The organism is Flavobacterium hydatis (assembly GCF_000737695.1).
GTDB lineage: Bacteria > Bacteroidota > Bacteroidia > Flavobacteriales > Flavobacteriaceae > Flavobacterium > Flavobacterium hydatis.
Genome location: NZ_JPRM01000002.1, coordinates 1 through 19782, shown reverse-complemented (window position 1 = coordinate 19782; position 19782 = coordinate 1). Strand labels below are relative to the sequence as shown.

At 32.9% G+C, this 19782-nt stretch carries 13 protein-coding genes and 1 pseudogene; all 14 read right to left on the bottom strand.

The genetic code is table 11. The features are described from left to right. Positions 1-77: 77 nt before the first annotated feature. Complete coding sequence (locus tag IW20_RS01415) at positions 78-428, bottom strand: cytochrome C oxidase subunit IV family protein (protein WP_035617829.1); 351 nt, start codon at positions 426-428, stop codon at positions 78-80. Between the two features lie 18 nt (positions 429-446). Continuing rightward, a complete protein-coding gene (locus IW20_RS01410) occupies positions 447-1427 on the bottom strand; it encodes a cytochrome c oxidase subunit 3 (protein WP_035617828.1) in 981 nt (326 codons plus the stop codon). 42 nt (positions 1428-1469) lie between these two features. Then, positions 1470-2057: a cytochrome c oxidase subunit 3 gene (locus tag IW20_RS01405; protein ID WP_035617827.1), complete on the bottom strand. Its 588-nt coding sequence runs from the start codon at positions 2055-2057 to the stop codon at positions 1470-1472. A gap of 2 nt (positions 2058-2059) precedes the next feature. After that, the gene (gene cyoE / locus IW20_RS01400) at positions 2060-2962 is read right to left on the bottom strand and encodes a heme o synthase (protein ID WP_035617826.1); all 903 of its coding nucleotides are present in this window, start codon (positions 2960-2962) and stop codon (positions 2060-2062) included. A gap of 157 nt (positions 2963-3119) precedes the next feature. Further along, positions 3120-5243 (bottom strand): gliding motility protein RemB, encoded by a 2124-nt coding sequence (locus tag IW20_RS01395; RefSeq protein WP_035617825.1) that lies wholly within the window; start codon positions 5241-5243, stop codon positions 3120-3122. Positions 5244-5264: 21 nt separating this feature from the next. Continuing rightward, complete coding sequence (gene deoC / locus IW20_RS01390; RefSeq protein WP_035617823.1) at positions 5265-6008, bottom strand: deoxyribose-phosphate aldolase; 744 nt, start codon at positions 6006-6008, stop codon at positions 5265-5267. A 173-nt stretch (positions 6009-6181) separates the two neighbouring features. Next, the gene (locus IW20_RS01385) at positions 6182-6568 is read right to left on the bottom strand and encodes a VanZ family protein (protein WP_081912420.1); all 387 of its coding nucleotides are present in this window, start codon (positions 6566-6568) and stop codon (positions 6182-6184) included. Then, entirely contained in the window at positions 6561-6941 is a 381-nt protein-coding gene (gene gcvH, locus IW20_RS01380; protein ID WP_035617822.1) for a glycine cleavage system protein GcvH, read from the bottom strand. Before gcvH ends, IW20_RS01385 begins: the two co-directional genes overlap by 8 nt. An 87-nt stretch (positions 6942-7028) precedes the next feature. Continuing rightward, a complete protein-coding gene (gene sov, locus IW20_RS01375; protein ID WP_035617821.1) occupies positions 7029-14240 on the bottom strand; it encodes a T9SS outer membrane translocon Sov/SprA in 7212 nt (2403 codons plus the stop codon). Positions 14241-14270: 30 nt separating this feature from the next. Beyond that, positions 14271-14852, bottom strand: a complete 582-nt coding sequence (gene ruvA / locus IW20_RS01370; RefSeq protein WP_035617819.1) for a Holliday junction branch migration protein RuvA — start codon at positions 14850-14852, stop codon at positions 14271-14273. Positions 14853-14934: 82 nt separating this feature from the next. After that, the gene (locus IW20_RS01365) at positions 14935-17226 is read right to left on the bottom strand and encodes an NADP-dependent malic enzyme (RefSeq protein ID WP_035617817.1); all 2292 of its coding nucleotides are present in this window, start codon (positions 17224-17226) and stop codon (positions 14935-14937) included. A gap of 180 nt (positions 17227-17406) precedes the next feature. Further along, entirely contained in the window at positions 17407-17832 is a 426-nt protein-coding gene (locus tag IW20_RS01360; RefSeq protein ID WP_035617815.1) for a CBS domain-containing protein, read from the bottom strand. Between the two features lie 254 nt (positions 17833-18086). Further along, positions 18087-19124: an OmpA family protein gene (locus IW20_RS26900; RefSeq protein WP_051885489.1), complete on the bottom strand. Its 1038-nt coding sequence runs from the start codon at positions 19122-19124 to the stop codon at positions 18087-18089. A gap of 70 nt (positions 19125-19194) precedes the next feature. Beyond that, positions 19195-19782, bottom strand: a pseudogene (locus IW20_RS26895) (OmpA family protein); the annotation flags it as partial.

Genomic DNA, 19782 nt, shown 5'->3' with positions numbered 1-19782 from the left:
TATAGAAGGGAAAAATTTAAAGTACAAAAATAAAAAAAGGTACGCAATGCGTACCCTCTTTTTGAATTAATATCATGTTAAAAATTCCATTTAATAGTAGAATCTTTAAAAACCCCATAAATATAATGTCCTTCAGTTAAAAGAATAAACAATAAATATAAAACTAGGAAAATAACTGGTGCAACAACAGACCATCTAAGGCTGCTTTTTTCACCTTCCATGTGCATGAATGCCCATACTATATAATAAGCTTTATATATTGTTAAGATATAAAATATCCAATTCAATAAATTTAAACCTATAAAATGATTAAACTCTAATACTCCTGGCTTGTAGATTCCTAAAAGAACCTCTATTGTTGTTACAAATGATAATAGTCCAAAAACGAACCAGATTCTTTTTGTATGTGATACATATTCGTGTGACATAATAATATAGATCTAAAATTAAACTAAGTAGAAAACTGTGAATACAAATACCCAAACTAAATCGACAAAGTGCCAGTATAAACCAACTTTCTCTACCATTTCGTAGCTTTTTCTCTTTTCGTAAGTACCTAACAATACATTAAAAAAGATAATGATATTGATGATAATCCCTGAGATTACGTGAAATCCGTGGAAACCTGTAATAAAGAAAAAGAAATCAGCAAATAATTTATTTCCGTATTCGTTTCTAACCAAATTAGCTCCTTCTACAACGTAATGTGCTTGGCTTAATCTTAATTCTGACTCTTCTCTAGTAAGAATAGTTTTTTTCTTTTCTTTAGTAAGGACTTCTGTTCTTACTAATAATTCAGGATGTGCTTTAAAACCAGCTTGAACTTCGGCAACAGAATATGTTGGCAATGTTTCTGCATCGCTCATAAACCATTTTCCTTTATCTCTAGTTAATGCTTCTCTACCTTCTGGTAATTTTACAGCAAAATCTGCAAGAGCAACACGTTTTCCGTCTTTATCAACAAACTGAAGTAAACTTCCTCCTTTTGTTTCAATAGCTCCGTATTCTCCTTTAATAAAGTTTTTCCATTCCCAAGCTTGTGACCCAACGAAAATCAAACCTCCAATAATAGTTAAAAACATATATACTGCAACTTTGCTTTTTTTCATTTGATGTCCTGCATCAACAGCTAAAACCATTGTTACAGATGAGAAAATCAAAATAAATGTCATTAATGCGACATAATACATTGGTGCAGGTACACCATGCATAAAAGGGAAGTGAGTAAACACTTCATCAGCCAATGGCCAAGTTTCAATAAATTTAAATCTAGAAAAACCATAAGCCGCTAGAAATCCAGAGAACGTTAAGGCATCCGATACGATAAAAAACCACATCATCATTTTACCATAACTTGCTCCTAATGGCTCATTGCCGCCTCCCCAAGTTTTTTCTTCGTTATTTGCAGTAGTAACTGTCGCTTCCATAAAAGATATTCGTTAAAAAGTTCCCAAATTTACGTTTTTTTCTTATTTAAAGAAATATAAAAATAAAAATAAATAGACCCACAAGAAATCAAGAAAGTGCCAGTACATTGCACCTAGTTCTATTCCAAGAGTTTGAGTCGAATTGTATTTCTGTTTAAAATGATTATAAATAATAACTAAAAGAGAAATAATCCCTCCAGCTAGGTGAAACAAGTGTGTAACCGTTACAACATAAAGAAAAGTAGTAGTTATAGAACTCTCTGCTCCTGTAAAATAATAGCCATCTGCAACGATTTGTTCGAATCCTGCAAATTGTAAAGCCACAAATAAAATTCCTAATGCTAAAGTAGTCAAAAGTAAATTAGTAGTTGCTTTTCTGTTGTCTTTTTGAATTGCTCTTTTAGCCAAATAAAAAGTAACACTACAACCAATAATCACTAACGTGCTATAATAAAACGCCGAAGGCAATTGAAAGCCCTTCAACCAGTCTGTTCTTGATTTACTAACTACAAAAGCACTGGTAAGTCCAGCAAACATCATGGTCATACTAACCATTGCGAACAATAAAATCAATTTAGATGACTTAGCGCTTCTTGCTCTATCTTCATCTTTTGTCATTGTCATTTCCATAACTATCTTAAAAATTTATCAAATATAAAAATCAACTGCAACAAGGTAATATAAGAAACACTTACCAGCATCAATGTTCTAGCCGCTTTAGCCGTTCTTATTTTATACAAACGAACTGCATAAAACAACATCCAAAGCCCTAACAAGAACACTAAAATAGCTGCTATTGGCGATATAAACAATTTACCAGTATACCCTAGAGCTGGCAAAAGCGATGCTATAATAAGCCAAATCGTGTATAGTATAACCTGTAATGCAGTTCCTTTGTCTTTTTTTCCTGTTGGAAGCATAAAAAATCCCGCTTTTTCATAATCCTCATACAAGAACCAACCAATTGCCCAAAAATGAGGAAATTGCCAAAAAAACTGAATTAAAAATAATGTTCCTGCTTCAATACCAAAATCTCCTGTTGCAGCAACCCACCCTAACATGAACGGTATTGCGCCTGGAAAAGCACCTACAAAAACAGACAAAGATGTAACCGTCTTTAATGGCGTATAAACACTGGTATATAAAAAAATCGAAATCGCCCCAAACATTGCTGTTTTAGGATTGATTGTATAAAGTAAAGTTAACCCTATAATTGTAAGTAAAGACGCTACAAGCAAAGCAACTTTAGGAGACATTCTTCCTGAAGGAACAGGACGATTCTTTGTTCTGTCCATTAAAGCATCAAGATCTTTCTCGATAACCTGGTTATAAGCATTTGAAGCTCCTACCATGCAATATCCTCCAATTGCCAAAACTAGAAGTACAGACCATTGAAATGGATGTTGATCATCAAAACCAAGCAAGTAACCTGCAATTGAGGAGAACAAAACACTTACAGCGAGTCCTGCTTTTGTGATTTCTTTGAAATCATTAAAAATAGATTTGAGTGAAAGTGAATTTTGTGTTGCGTCCAATGCGTTATTATTTTTGTTTTTTCAAAACTGGTGCAAATGTACAAATTAGATTGCAGAATTTAAGGCGATAAAATTACATTTTTTCAAACGAAAGCTTCAAATACGCCTGAATTTCACGATAAAACCGAATCATTTGCAAAAAATCTTACTAAATATTTTAATAATCAAAATACCAATTAAACACATCTGCTCTCAATCCTAAAGTAAACCATGTTGTACTTTGTTTAAAATTTGCTGCAGTATCTTTTGTTGGATCAAAATTTCTGTAAATCAGACTTCCGAAGAATTTTAAGTTTGTAGCTGGATTAACCAAATAACCCGCTTGAATATCTGTAATAAAAACTGATGTTTTATTCCCCTGTCCTACTTTCACCCCTGTATTATAAGGTCTTTTTACATCATAACTTTTATAAATATCTGACCCATAATTAAATGAATCTTCTGCTGTATCAAAATCTAAACCTCTGGTTCCAACTGTAATTTTTGCATCGGCAAAATATCTTCCTTTGTGATAACGGGCAATAGCAATAAATTCGCTAAAATTACCTCCCCATTGGTGACCAATACTTTGATTGTTATGACCATAATTTGTAATAACAGCACTATGCGAATACACATACGGGCGTACATGATTATACTCTAATTGCATCAATAAATTTGGTATATGAAATGCATTATAATATTTAGCTCCTAACTGATACCCAAATTTATTCTTCCAGCTTTTTTCTCCACTTCCCATATCGCCAACAGAAAATTCATCTAAAAGAAATTGACCATACAAATTAATTTGATTATTCCATTTATACTTTGCTGTTAAACCAAGTAAAGCATTACCACTTCTTGAAGAAGAAGCAAACTCTACTGATCTATAAAAAATAATAGGATTAGCAAAAGCCATATCAAAACCTCGATCGTTGCTGTTAGTCCAGATTACTGACTCGAAGAAACCTAAATTCAACCTGTTTGTAACGTTCAAACTTAAATAATGATTTGCCATATATTTACTAGCATAAGTTTTATCAACTGTAGCATCGGGTCTGACATCCTTAAGAAACATATAGGTATTGGTATATTTTATTTTCCAAAAGGTAGTATTCATTTTAAAATATGGATACGGACTTGCTCCATCACTCTCTAATAAAGAACGATATCCATCTCCTATAAAATTCCTTCCATAACCCAATTGAAAATCAAAAATTTTCCCTGGCTTATAGGTCAAATTCGCTTCCGCAGAAGGGAAATCGAACCCATCAGTTTTAAAAGCTTTAGCAATTCCAATTCCAGGAATTACTGCAGGATTCCCTCCAGAAGGTTTTATCGATTCAGCATAACTATTATAATAATCTGCAAACCTTCCCTGACTTTCAAAAACCGTCGTAGTAAAGTTAAGATGCTTACCCAGTCCTCCTCTAAAATTAAGCGCTCTAGTATTTACGTAAGTATAAGAATTATCACTTTTTGTATCCTTACCCATTTGTAAATCGACAATAGCGTTTAGTGTGAACCAATATCCTTCTCCCTCAATTTCGACTAAGCTTTCATTCCAAAGTTTACGTCCCCACCAACCAGAAACATTCTTTTTAAGCGATTCGTTTACCGCTTTAAGATTATAATATTTTGAAACTTCTGCATACGTATATGGTTTTGAAGCAGTGTGATTATTACTTCCTACTTTATTTAAAGCACCATCAAATTGGGCGTAATAACTATGAGAAAAAGGAATATTTAAATTACTTTCAAACTCAGGATTTGTATACTTTTTATAAACAATACTATCCAATTCTGTCATAGGCTTAGTATCGGGTTTAATAATTTTTGATGCAGCTATTGCTTCCTCAGAAATTTGCCCTGCCGTTTTTAATGGTATATTAATTATAATTGTATACTTAGAATACGTCGGTTTTCCATCATAGGTAGATGGTTTTATCTTTGGAAATGTAGCAAAAACACGTTTTGTTTCCTGAACTAATTCATCATTATTTGCATTAACATATATAACCTTAAATTCTCCATTTTTATCAACTTCAAAAAGAACTTTTACATCTTCTTTATAATTGTTTTGCTTTAGATTTGAAGGAATTTGAAAATTTTTAAATACGAAATCCTGAACCTCGCTATAGAAACAATTTTCTAATGCTTTTGATTTTAAATTTTCGCAAGTTGGAAAAATCGGAAATTCTTCGGAAGTAAAACTAGATTTAACAGTTAAATTATTTGCTTCTTGAGAAGCAGCCATTAAAGAGTAAAATGCTATAATAAAAGTCAAAAAACCTTTGCTCATACGGTGGTTTTGGTTGTAGATTTAATATTGGTTTTGTGAAGTTTCTCCGTTTGCAATTGCTTTGGCATTTGAAGTCCCTATACGCTTCACTCCAAGATTAATCATTTCGACAGCCTCATCATATGATCTTACCCCACCTGCAGCTTTTATAGGAAGCGGCGAAGCATTTTCAAGCATCATTATAATTGTTGGTACTGTTGCCCCATTTGGCAAGTTATTTTCTGTTTTATAAAAACCAGTTGATGATTTTACAAAAACTGAAGAATAATCATTCTCGTCAAAATTCTGAATTATGATATTTTTTATCAATACCGAAAGTTGTATAATTTCAGTATCATTAAGTGCGGCAACTTCTATAATCCATTTTACTACTTTTTTATTAGACAATCCCAACCGTGTACATTGCAAAATTTCATTTTTCACTAAATCAATTTCACCATTTTTAAAAGCTTCATAATTACAAACAAAATCTAGGTCGTCTGCCCCATTTTGTATAGCAACATTTGCTTCCGCAAGTTTTTCTTCTAAACTTGATTTTCCCTCCGGAAAATCAATCACAGTACCGATCAAAAGATTTGATTGGGCCTTCGAAATCATTTCTTTTGCCAAACTAACTTTATCCGGGCGAATCATTATCAATTTAAAACGCTCAATTATGGCTTCTTCAATTGTATTCTTAACTATTTGTGTGTTTTCTGCTTCACTCAAGTTAGCTTGATCAGAAGTTTTTAAATATGTTGAATCTAAGTATTGTCTAATATTCATGGCTATAATAAATTAATTGTATTAAATCCTGGTTGGCAAAAATACATTTTATATTGAGATAAGTTTGGAATTAACTGCTACTTTTAATCAAGCATAAACAAAGCTCAATTATTAACCTAAATATATATTACCAAAATTCCCAAAAACAAAAAATCCCACCGAAGTGGGATTTATTAATTTACTATTTTAGAGATTAGCTTACTGAATAGTAGCACCGCAATTATTGCGAATGTTGCTCCTATTGAATTTGCTAAAAAATCCATCATGTCGGCACTCCTTGTTAAAGTATATTTACTTTGTAAAATCTCAATTGTAAGCCCGAAAAAAATCGAAAAAACAAAAGAAACAAGCAGTGGTTTATAATTATCTATGCTATTAAATTGTTTTTTAAAAAACAAAAACCACAGTAATGTAAAACCAAAATGAAAACAAAAATGAACTAATTTATCTATGTTAGGAATCGTTACTGTTGGAATATTACTTGACTCTGTTAAACAAAGAAAGCCGATAATCCCTGTCCACAATAAAGCCGAACATAAAAAAAATATTTGTTTAAGCACCTATTAATTCTTTATAAGCTTCATCAGATAATAGAGAATCTAATTCTGATGTATTTGAAATTTTAATTTTAATCATCCATCCATCTCCGTAAGGATCTGAGTTTACTGTTTCTGGAGCACTTTCTAGACTATCATTAAAAGCAATGATTTCTCCAGATAATGGTAAAAATAAATCCGAAACTGTTTTTACTGCTTCAACTGTTCCAAAAACTTCATCTTTCTCAAGTGTTTGATCTAAAGTTTCTACTTCAACATAAACAATGTCTCCTAATTCTTTTTGTGCGAAATGAGTAATTCCTACTGTTGCAACATCTCCCTCAATGCTAACCCATTCGTGATCCTTTGTGTACTTTAAATTTGTTGGTATATTCATAATAAATACTTATTGATAATTGATAATTGAATTTTAATAGGGCAAATGTAATAATCTTCTAATCAAATTCTCTTTAGAATCTGAAATTTAATTTCCAAAATTATATCGAATTGTAAATCCTGATCGAATATTCGTTAAAGGATATGTAGTCGAAATAACTGCTTTAGAAAATGAGTGGTCATAATAAAAAATTGCTGTTAGATTTTTACTAAATGAATAATCTGCTGTGATTTTTACAGACCAAATATTTTGTCCTGCAGCAAGTTGGTTATTATCATAATCAAGATAACGTACCATTGTTTTGTTATTTCTATATGATAAATCTCCTTTTATATTAATATCACTTTTTATAACTCCTGTAGGGCTATCTGCCAATATTGATGAAAAAATTACATCTTTAATACGGTATCCTAAACCAATTACATATTCCATCCCTTTAACTTCGGTCAATAGATTATTATCAAAACTCATAGATAACGCTCTATCTTTTTTAATTTCCGTAAGTACTTTTAATGAACTTTTCAACTCAAAATCCATTCTAATAAGCGGGCTAAATTGCTCTACTAAATTGACATTAGACATGATTGTCGCATTATAGAAATTACCACTATCAGGATCCAATCCTCCTGGATTCTGGTCATATTTAAAGTTAGAACGATATTGATTAATTGTATAAGATGCTCTATAATTATGCTGCAATGAAAAGCGTTTAAATTTGTCTTTGAAATACTTATAACGCATCAATCCATTATACTTTATACTCCAGTTTGGAAGCGGAAAGTTTCTAAAAATACTAGTAGAAGCACTTGAAGCATCTCCTCCTGAATAAGCTGCTAAAAACGAAGGAAGCAAAACTGCCTGATTACTTTTTGTATATCCTATAGGATAACCTTCATTTGCAACATACAGAGCATATTTTGCATCTGTTGGTCCTGGTATCGGATTATTTACATCTCCATATCTTGGAATCACAGCTCCTGCACCATAATACCCCTCGGCTAAACGATTTGCAATTTCTAAACGGTTGCTTCTAAAATCATCAAATGCCGATGAAGAATTCTCATCACTTGTTGCAAATGATGTTTTTATTAAAATCGTTGAGATAGAGAAAATACCATAATTGTATGGAGATCTTGAATGATACAATCCTGTATCGTCAACATCATATTGCTCAGAAAAATTTTGTGAATATGCACGATCCGCACTTAAATCAATTTTTAAATCTGGCAATAAATCAATATTTGCAGTTGCTTTGAACATCTTATTTGTTACCTGTGAGAAGTTCTGATTAAAATCCTGATAGTTTGTTAACCATCCATTTTTTGCAGCTTCATAACGTACATCATCCTGACTTCCAAAAATAAATCCTAAAGATGGTCGAGACGAACCTAAGAACCCAACACTTGGTGTGTATCCTGGCAAAACAGTACCGCTATTAACCGTATAATTAACCTGAATATTTTTTATACTCGTTAACATTCCCATTAAACCATCATGAAAAGCACTATTTACAACCAATGGTTGGTTTTTATTGACTACTTTCTCCCCTGGTTTTGGTACAGTTGGTTTAGCTTTAGGAGTTTTCGCTCCTCCTTTATTAAGTCCCAAATACTTATAAAGCGTATTCATATTCATTGTCGCTGTAAACGTATTCGAATTTGCATTCTGAACTGTATTTCCTAAGTCATAGAAATTTCCATTCGCATCCTCATAGCTTGACAAAGCCTCTGAAGTACGCTGCCAGCTATAATCACCAGTATAAGAATAATTTGCTTTTAAGAATCCTAGAACTGGAATTTTATATAACGGAATTTCATAATTTAAAACCAATTGTTGCATGTGTTGATTTGGCGTACCTATATCCCAATAGCTATCCCAAATACTAAAACTATCAATTGGCTCATTATCTGCATTCAAATAACTTTTAACAATATTACTAGACGATGCTGTATAATTTATTTTTAATGATTTTGTAAGGTTGAAATTAAATCCATACTGATAATTGAAAGCAAAGTTTCTTCTATACAATGGATCCAAACCAATTCCTTCAACATTTTCTACTTGTCTAAATTCCTGACGATTATACTGTCTTATAATATTAGTATTAAACGAGATATTAGATGGTAAATAATTAAAATTAAAATCACTTAACAATTTCCAATAATCACTTTTCTTAAAATATTTATTTTTCTTAAACGGCTCCACAGTTTTTGGTTGGAAGCTATATGCATAATTTACAGTTGTACTTGATTGTTGATCTCGATAACTCGCGATTTCATAATCATGACGTTGCACTTCATTATATGATTGAGAGAATGTAAAGTTCTCCGGATCATAAACGTGTGGTTTTTGCTCTGGTGCTCTATCTTTTCTAACGCCTATAAAGTTGATACTTCTACGCTTTGTATAATCAATTGCACGATTTTTTATATTATCTCTTTCGGCAGGATCTGTCGTCACATCCAACAACTGCTTCAATTTAATATCTTCATTAAATGGATCATATTCTGGCGTAATAACCTCTTCTCCAACAGCGTAATTAAAAGGTAAATTAATCCCCCATTTAGGTGGCAATAACTTCCCTAAATTTAAATTAGTTACGATATTATATTGCTGTATATCCTCTCTACTTCTTTCATTCGGTCCTTGTTCTAGGGATCCAAATCCTATAGTACTTTTTCTACCTGTTGCAGAGACAGTAGCAAAATCAGCAAAGTTAGTATCAAGATTTAGTATTGCTGCCATACCGCCTTTATTATCCATCTCGGCAAGACGCAACTCGTTAAACCAAACTTCTCCTTTAATATCCTGATGTGTTTCTGCATTTTTCACACCAACCATTAAATTCCTAACCAATCCAAAATTCGGATTTCCTTTTATACCTAATCTCAAAGTACTATCTCCATCACCATCAGGCTTGGTTATATCATCATCTGGATAATAAATCCCATCTAGTGGTAGTGTGTTTGGGTCAATTTTCATTGCCTCAATTTTCATTTGTGTCAATAATGACAATGCTAAATCAATGTTATTTTCTTCTGGCCAAACAACTTCTGGACTTAAAGGAGAACAATTTGTACCTGATGTAGAGACTGGAATTGTTACTTTTAAAGGGATTTCTATCTGATAGAAATTTTGAGTAAAGTCATTTCCAAAACGGATAAAACCTACCATTTGCCCATTTTGTAACACTTGTTCATTTGGCAATGATTCAGCATGCAAAAACATTTTTAATCTGTTGTATTGACGCATATCAACACTTACATTTTTAAATACAGCTCTGGCATCTTTTGGTTGCAAACCGTTTCCAGAAACACGTAATGCCAATGCTTGCTCGTTTTGATTAATAATAGTATTATTATTGTATAATTGCTCACGAGCTACCCCTGGAGGAGAAACATAATTTACTGGACATCTAGTACTATTCTCTTCAATATTTACAGCCGAAACATCAAAAGTTGTATTATCATCATCAACATTAACATCTGCAGGATCTAATGTATTTGTATATCTTCTCCACTCACCTCTTACTAAATCTAATGCTCCAAAACGAACTGTAACATCACTTTCAAACCCTGTCATAAACATTCTCATGAAACGAATTGATCTAAAATCAGATATATTACCAATCGTATTTTGAGGTTGTGCAACTGGTATTTTAAATTGAATCCATCTAGCAGCTGTAACCACACCGTTTACCATTGTTACTTGGGTATTTTTTATATCTGTAATATAATTTTGCCCAATCTCCATGTTTGGCTTAATATCGATACTATACTCATAATACGCATTAATCGTATTCATGGTATTATCTCTATTGATATCCTCAACATCAGGAAGTGTAGTCGAAGCTCTATTTGCATCGTTTATATTTACATTCGAGTTTCCTTCAACCCCATTATAATTCTTATAACGATCTAGAACACCACCTGTAGTATTTAAATAATAGGTATAATTATCTGCCGCAGGGTCATCTGATGCAGCAAAATTATTATAAACCGCTCCCTCTCTGGCATCTGGTAAACCATCTAATCCAACATCCTGATTAGCTCTATTACCACTATCATTGTCAAATGCATAAATCAAAGATTGTGATGCAGGAACATCTCCCCACATAGGCTGAGGATTAACCACAATTTGACCTGGTCCTAAACCATTTTCATATTGTTTTCTACCATCTTTTAAAATATCCTCTGAAATCTCTCCTAAGTTAAAATAAACCTTACCTGTATTGGTTTGATCAGTCTCTCCTGCTCCAACAAATGGATCTAATACCCAAAACTGAATGTATTCGACATTTCCTTGTTCAAAATCTGTTGAGCTCAAAGCACGCATTATCCCTCCAAAGTTATCTTTTGGACTTGCTGCATAATTTAAGTTATTATTATAAGGTCCTCTTTCTGATGGATAGTAAGTTAAATCCAATGTATTTACTACTTGTGATTGTCCTTGTGCAATATCAGTTAATGGATATAACTCATCGCTGTAAATTCTACGAGTCGAGTTTAATGATAAATCATCGTTACTTATCCCCGATGGTTTTGAAGAATAAAAGACAGGATCAATTGTATACCATGCTAATTTTGCTCTTTTAAAACCATAACTTATATCATTGGCTTTGGCATTAAAATTATATGTGCTTACAGCATTATCCTCTGGCGTTGATGCAAGACTCCATGCATAAGCAGAACGCATATCTATCGTAGATTGCGACCCCTCAAAATCATCTACATAAATAGTCGATTCTCCTTCAAAATTATCTGCTTTTGGTGTTCCTGGTTTTAAGAACGCAATTTCTCCTCGCAACGAAAGATTAGATGGAACATCTGTATCTATAAACGGTAATTTATTTACTAATCGGGTAAAGAAAGGAATCTCAGTAGAGAAGTTTGTATTAAAACCATAAATAATATTATTTACAGATTCCTGTCCGTAACTTGATTTTTGTGTAAATGGCTTCTCTGTCATTTGTAAAAAAGTACCTCCAACAGTAAAATTCTCTGAAATTTTATGCTGCACATCTACTCCCATAAATCTTCGGGTTTGTTGCCCAAAAATAGAATTATTCTCTAATGAAATCTCTATTGGTGTATTTGATGCCTGAAGCGAAGGATCCAAAATTTGAACTCTTCCTAATTGATAGTTCACACTATAATCAATTCCTTCTACCAAAACACGTCCTCCGGCAGTTACAACTACAGAACCCTGAGGAACGTTAAAAGCTCCGATAGGAATTCCATCGCCTCCTGTAGATTTATATTTACCTCTTAATAAGAATTTATTTTTATCGCTATCCTGTAATGCTCCCGATTGTGTATTGGCATACATATTACGGAATACATACTTACTTTGATTCGCATTATATGTACTTGTATTACGATAATCTTCTCCCGCACTATTTGATAATTTAGAGAATAATAATTCTCCAAAAGGCTCTTTGGTTGTAAATATGATTCTACCATTTTGAGCATCCACTGTTAATCCTGGTAAGAAATCAAAAAAACCATCACCTCCTGTTTGAGGGTCATTATTGTAATTTAATTTATCTAAATTAAATACTTTAAGTAAAGGTGTATCTGCTACTTTATTATCTGGAGTAGGATTTGGAGGAAATGGGTTTGCATCATTAACTGGTGTAATATAATTTATAGGAGATGGATCTGTATATAATATATTAAACCTAAAGTCTTCTTGTTTTATTTGATATGCTCCAGGAATTTGATAAATATTTTTCATCATCAAATTCCAAACTGGATTCTTAACATTAGTCAAATTGCTTTTAAGCATTTTTAAAATCAAACTTTGTGTTATGATTGCTTGATTAGAAGTGTTATTACCTGTTACTACTGTACCATCTACACCATCATTACCAAATTCCCCTACTTGGTACACTTGGTCTCCCATTGTATATTCATAAGCTACTGCCAGAATTTCGTCATTTGCTAATCGTTGTTGCAACGATATATATCCTAATTGCGGGTTAAAAGTATATTCATTAGAATTTAACTTCCTTGCATTTTCTAATTTAGAATAATCCTGTCCTTCACTTACTGTAATACCATTAAATCCTGAACTTGAAGTAACTATTTCACGAATTTTAGTATTCAAAAAACCTGTTCCGCCTGCAATTAATTTTGGATCGTATTTATTATTACTATTATTTGCTGGTGAGTTTATTGGATTAAGAAACATTCCTGCGGAAGGATTAAGAACCACGACTTCACTATCTGGAACTCCTGATAATTGCGCTTCACCTAAATCCTGAAGTGCAATAACATTTCTTAAATTATTATTTGTTGTACTAACTCTATTTTGTTTGTTAGTAATCCAAACTTCTACTCTTGTTATTTGAACTCTACTATCTATAAAAGGGTATTTTCTTAATGATGAATCATACTTATCTCTAAAGTATTGAGATAAAAAGAAGTGTCTGTCGTTATCATAATTTAAGGCATACAAATCAAAATTCTGAACTGTACCTCCACCTTCGGCTACTACACTTTTACTTTGAGATTTTTGTTCTGAGAAAACTCCTGTAATGGTTGTTTTTCCAAATTGTAATTGGGCTTTTACCCCAAATAAACTTTGTGCTCCTCTTATTAATGTACTATTAAGAGGCATACTTACGTTACCAACTTCAATTTTCTGAATGATGTCGTCCTCTGATGGTGTGTATTCTAATTTTATTAAATTTTGGAATGCAAATGTAGATTGGGTATCGTAATTCGCATTTACATTTAATCTCGTACCTACTTTTCCTTGTAAACTCATACTGATACGCTGATCAAAATCAAAAGAAAGATTTGATCTGTTTCTAGGAGAAAAGGATGGATTGTCTTGTTTAGTATAGCGAACTCCTAAATCTATTTCGACAGAACCAGTTGGTTTTACATCAATGGTATTACTTCCAAAAATAGATTCAAAAAGCCCTGATCTAATATAATATCTAGGTAATAAATCTTTTTTAGCTAATTCGCTTCCATCTTTTTTACCATCGATAGCATCTGCTTTTTTCTTAAAATAATCTCTTCTGGACTCTTTTAATATTAAAGCTTCGTATTCTTCTGGCGTTAAAATAATGGGATAATTAATGGAAAAACCATCTACGCTATTTGTATAGATATAGCGATCTGTAATAGGGTCGTAAGTATATGCGGAAAGAATACTTTGTGGATCTTTTATTTGTATTTTACCAACAGAATACCCTGCTTTCGTTGTATCTTGAGCTTCCTGTTTTACCTGAGCTTCGGATACAAACCCACAAAATAAAACCAGCAAAAAAATACAAATTTTATGCATATAGTCCGTGTGTTTTAAAGTACGTTTTTTTTATAAACTTTTTAAAGCCTTCTTTATTATTGACTCAACAGTCGCTTCAGGATCTTCTTTTATGATTTTTTCAACCACTTTTTCAGATGTTTTTCTTACGAATCCTAAAACTTCTAAAGCAGATAACGCTTCATCTCTGTTTGTATTGTTTTGAAGCATTGAAACTTCATCTAAATCGTACAATTTAACAATTTTTTCTTTCAAATCAAGGATAACTCTTTGGGCAGTTTTGTTCCCAATTCCTTTTATTGATTGAATTACACCAACATCTCCCGATGCTATTGCATTAATAATTTGTTTCGGATCTAATGAAGATAACATTGTTCTGGCAATATTAGCTCCAATTCCAGATACCGATAACAACATCCTAAAGATTTCTCTTTCGGATTTTTCTATAAAACCAAATAATGTATGCGCATCTTCTTTTATTTGAAGATGCGTATACAATTTTATAAAATCACTATTTGGTATTAACGAATAAGTGTGTAAAGATATATTTACATGATATCCTACTCCACCACAATCGATAACAACTTCGGTAGGCGTCTTTTCAACTAATTTTCCTTGCAAATGTGCAATCATAATATAATGTTAACAGCGCCAAATATAGTAAAATTTGAAGTAAAAATACCACAATTTTAAAACAATACTTTTTTTACCTAAATTATTTAATCAAATTATTCTTTTTAATTTCTTTTTCTTGAGCATCAATAACTGCAATAGCAGCCATATTAACCATTTCTTCTACACTTGCCCCTAATTGGAAAATATGTACTGGTTTACCCATACCTAACATTATTGGTCCTATTGAATCAACTTTATTCAATTCTTTCAACAATTTATAAGTAATATTTGCCGATTCTAAGTTAGGAAAAATAAGTGTATTTACTTTCTTTCCTGCTAATTTAGAAAAAGGAAATTTTTCTTGTAACATTTCTGGGTTCAAAGCAAAATCAGCTTGAATTTCTCCGTCGATAACTAATTCAGGATGATTTTTATGTAAGTAAGCTACTGCTTCTCTCACTTTGGCTGCTCCTGGATTTGTTGAAGAACCAAAATTAGAATATGAAATCATTGCAATTACAGGCTCTACTCCAAACATTTTAGCTGTTTTAGCTGTCATAACAGCAATTTTAGCCAAATCATCTGCTGATGGATTGATATTAATCGCAGTATCTGATAGGAACATTGGCCCACGATTTGTCATCATCATATTTGCTGTAGCTACAAGTGAAGCTCCTGGTGCTTTTTCTATAAGTTGCAACATAGGTTTTACAACCGATGGGTAACTTCTAGAATGACCTGTTACTAATGCATCTGCTTCTCCTTCGTTAACCATCATTGCAGCAAAATAGTTTCTTTCGCGCATTAATTTCTGAGCATCTAATAAAGATATTCCGCGTCTCTCTCTTGTTGCCCAATAAGAAGATGCAAATTGATTTCTTCTTTCTTCTTGATCTTTAGTTTTAGGATCAATAATCTCAACATCTGCATCAAAACCTAATTCAGCTTTTAGCTCAAGAATGATTTCTTTATTTCCTAATAAAATTGGAAAACCAATACCTTCTTCATGTACAATTTGAGCTGCTTTTAATACATTTAAATGATCTGCTTCGGCAAAAACGATTCTTTTCGGATCCATTTTTGCTCTGTTTGTAATCAAACGAACCATTTTATTGTCATTCCCTAAACGAGCCAAAAGTTCTTCTTCGTACTTTTCCCAATCAGTTATTGGATTTAAAGCAACTCCAGACTCCATTGCTGCTTTGGCAACTGCTGGTGCAACTACGGTAATTAATCTTGGATCAAATGGTTTTGGGATTATATATTCTCTTCCGAATCCTAATTTAGTAGCTCCGTAAGCAACATTTACTTGTTCTGGAACTGACTCTTTTGCTAATGAAGCTAACGCTCTAACAGCAGCCATTTTCATTGCTTCATTAATTTTGGTAGCTCTTACATCTAGAGCTCCTCTAAAAATATAAGGAAATCCTAATACATTGTTTACTTGGTTAGGATAATCAGAACGACCTGTAGCCATAATAACATCCTTACGAGTTGCAATTGCCAGGTTGTAATTGATTTCCGGGTCAGGATTTGCCATTGCAAAAACGATTGGATTTTCAGCCATTCCTAATAACATATCAGCAGTCATGATATCTCCTGAAGATAATCCTAAAAATATATCTGCTCCTTTTAAAGCTTCTTCTAAACCAATTGGCTCGATGTCTTTGGCATACTTTAATTGTAAGGCAGATAATGAAGGGGTGTTTTTAGTTAAAAGTCCTTTACTGTTATACATTAAGATATTCTCAATTTTCACTCCTAATAAAACATACAAATCGGCACAAGCCAAAGCAGCAGATCCTGCTCCTGAAACTACCATTTTTACATCTTCTGCTTTTTTATCTGCTAATTCTAATGCATTTATTAAAGCTGCTGAAGATATAATTGCTGTTCCGTGCTGATCATCGTGCATTACAGGAATATTAAGCTCTTCTACCAATCTTCTTTCTATTTCGAAAGATTCTGGTGCCTTAATATCCTCTAGGTTAATTCCTCCAAAAGTTGGAGCAATATTCTTTACAGTTTGAATGAATTCTTCAATATCTTTTGTTCCAATTTCAATGTCAAAAACATCAATATCCGAAAATATTTTAAATAACAATCCTTTCCCTTCCATTACTGGTTTTGATGCTTCAGGACCAATATCTCCTAAACCTAAAACCGCGGTTCCGTTAGTGATTACAGCAACAAGATTCCCTTTTGCAGTGTATTTATATACTTCGTTTACATCTCTTGCAATTTCTAAACACGGTTCGGCAACACCTGGTGAATACGCCAAAGATAAATCTCTTTGGGTTGCATATTTTTTGGTTGGAACTACTTGAATCTTACCTGGAGTAGGCTTTGAATGGTACAATAACGCCTCGCTTCTTTTACTATCTTTATTCATTGTTTTTAGATTTTATTCTAGCTTACAAAGATATAAGACTTGGTTTAAAAAGGAAGCTTTTATATTATTCTTTTATTATTTTATATTATTCTTTTTCTAAAAAAGCATCTTTAATTTTAATCCAAAAAAAATAACCTAAATTTAATTAGGCTATTTTTTATTATTCTTTCACACTATCTTTTATTGTGATATATAGGAATTTAAGTGATTAATGGTATCTTTTTGAATTTCTATTATTGATTTTACAACGTCACTTATAGAAATAATTCCTACCACAATATCATTATCTACAACAGGCAAATGTCTAATTCTTTTACTACTCATTAACTCCATACAAGAGTCTAAATTATCAGACAAACTTATTGTAATCACATTGCTTTCCATGATTTCATGTACAAATGTTTCTTTTGAAGATTTGTCTTTCAAAACAATTTTTCGTGCATAATCTCTTTCAGACAATATACCTTTTAACTCAGTTCCATCTATTACTAAGATGGCACCAATGTTTTTTTCTCCCATTACTTTTAAAGCTTCGTAAACGGTAGTCGATGAAAGTACTGAATAAACTTCTTTTCCTTTCGTGCTTAGTATTTGATTAACAGTCATATCTGATATTTTTAAGAACTATAAATTTAAAAAAAAACATGTTACGAATAACATTAATTTGCATTTTTAACTTAAAAAAATCACTCAATTAACATAAAAACCAGCAAAACAAAGCGTTTTATTCACTTTTATAACACATTTATTAAATATCTATCTACAGAAAATTATATCAATACAAAATAAACAATGCCCTTACTGAAGTTTCATTAAGGGCATTGTTTTTAAAGGTGGTATTTATTATTGAATGTACTAAATTATTCCATTGAGATGATTATAAACTCACTTCTTCTGTTTAATTGATGTTCAATTTCAGAGCAAGGTACTCCGTCTGAACAGTGGTTTACTAACTTACTCTCGCCATAACCTTTGGCAGTTAATCTATTGGCTTTGATTCCGTTTTTTATCAACCATTGTTGGGTTGATTTGGCTCTTCTGTCTGATAAAGCCAAGTTGTATTTGGCTGTTTGACGACTATCGGTATGGGAACGGATATCGATTTTCATCTTTGGGTATTGTTGCATTACAGCTAGAATTTTCTCTAGTTCGAAGGCGGCATCTTTGCGGATGATGGATTTATCTAAATCAAAATAGATGATCGGGATGTTTAGCGTTTTGGCTAAATCGGTTCCTACTGTAATTGGTTTGATGCGTTTTTCTAATGCGATTGGTTGTTTGGTTTCTCCTGGTTGTTCTTTTATGATTACAGGAACTTCTATCGTTTCATAGTCTTGTTTGGCTACTCGTATATGGTAGGTTTTGTTGCAATCTACCTTGAAGCTGTATGCTCCGTCGGCTGTGGTTATTACTTCGTTTATTGTTTTAAACTGGTCGTCTAGCAGGGTTACTTTTACGTTGTCTAATGCTGCGTTGGTTTCCTTGTCGGTTATGTTTCCTTTTAGAGTTTGCTCGCAAAGGAGTTTTCTTATTTGGGTTAGTTTGTATATATCGTCGTTGCCATTGCCTCCTTCTCTGTTGGAGCTGAAATATCCTTTTTGGGTTTGGTTGTCGATGATAAATGCAAAGTCGTCTTGTTTGCTGTTTATTGGTGCACCTACGTTTTGTACTTCTGTAAAGGTGTTATCGTTGTTGATTTTGGTAACGTATACATCGAGTCCGCCTAGTCCTGGTTGTCCGTCGCTAGCAAAATATAGTTCGTTGTCTGCTGATATAAACGGGAAGGTTTCTCTTCCTTCGGTGTTGATTGTTTTTCCCAGGTTTTCTGGTTTTCCAAAGCTTTTGTCGCTGTTTATCGTTACGCTATATAAATCAGATTGTCCCAGGGTGCCTGGCATATCGGAGGCGAAGTATAGTTTTTTTTCATCGATACTTAACGCTGGATGTGCGGTGCTGTATTGGTCGCTATTAAAGGGTAGTTCGCTTACGTTGGTCCATTTGCCATTGATTTGTTCTGCTCGCGGTGCTGTATTGGTCGCTATTAAAGGGTAGCTCGCTTACGTTGGTCCATTTGCCATTGATTTGTTCTGCTTTATAGAGTTTTAACAGGGTTATTTTCTGGTTGTCTTTTCCTCTTTTGCCTTCTAGGTAGTTGTTTCTTGTAAAGTACATTGTTTTTCCATCTTTTGTAAACACGGGTGTGGATTCATTGAATTTGGAATTGATGTTTTTTTGGAATCGTTCTGGTGTTCCTAGTGTTCCGTCGGCTTTTACCTCGGCGGTGTATAGGTTGGTGAAGGATTTGTTGGTCCATTTGAAGGTTTTTCTAACTACGCCTCCGGTATCTCTGGCGGATGCAAATACGAGTTTGTTGTCGTAATACGCGCTTCCGTAATCGGTTTGGGTGGAGTTGATTCCGGCATCGGCTATTTCGTATCGTCCTGAGTTGGCTTTTATTTGCTCGAGGTAGTTTTTATTGTTTTCGAAGAGTTGTCCTCTTTTATCGGCTGCGTTTTTTTTGTTGAAGGTCTCGAGGGTTTTATCTGCTTTGGCATA

Coding starts and splice junctions, on each gene's coding strand:
- IW20_RS01415 (WP_035617829.1), bottom strand. CDS start 428: ATGTCACACGAATATGTATCACATACAAAAAGAATCTGGTTCGTTTTT.
- IW20_RS01410 (WP_035617828.1), bottom strand. CDS start 1,427: ATGGAAGCGACAGTTACTACTGCAAATAACGAAGAAAAAACTTGGGGA.
- IW20_RS01405 (WP_035617827.1), bottom strand. CDS start 2,057: ATGGAAATGACAATGACAAAAGATGAAGATAGAGCAAGAAGCGCTAAG.
- IW20_RS01395 (WP_035617825.1), bottom strand. CDS start 5,243: ATGAGCAAAGGTTTTTTGACTTTTATTATAGCATTTTACTCTTTAATG.
- deoC (WP_035617823.1), bottom strand. CDS start 6,008: ATGAATATTAGACAATACTTAGATTCAACATATTTAAAAACTTCTGAT.
- gcvH (WP_035617822.1), bottom strand. CDS start 6,941: ATGAATATACCAACAAATTTAAAGTACACAAAGGATCACGAATGGGTT.
- sov (WP_035617821.1), bottom strand. CDS start 14,240: ATGCATAAAATTTGTATTTTTTTGCTGGTTTTATTTTGTGGGTTTGTA.
- ruvA (WP_035617819.1), bottom strand. CDS start 14,852: ATGATTGCACATTTGCAAGGAAAATTAGTTGAAAAGACGCCTACCGAA.
- IW20_RS01365 (WP_035617817.1), bottom strand. CDS start 17,226: ATGAATAAAGATAGTAAAAGAAGCGAGGCGTTATTGTACCATTCAAAG.
- IW20_RS01360 (WP_035617815.1), bottom strand. CDS start 17,832: ATGACTGTTAATCAAATACTAAGCACGAAAGGAAAAGAAGTTTATTCA.
- IW20_RS26900 (WP_051885489.1), bottom strand. CDS start 19,124: ATGCCAGGCACCCTGGGACAATCTGATTTATATAGCGTAACGATAAAC.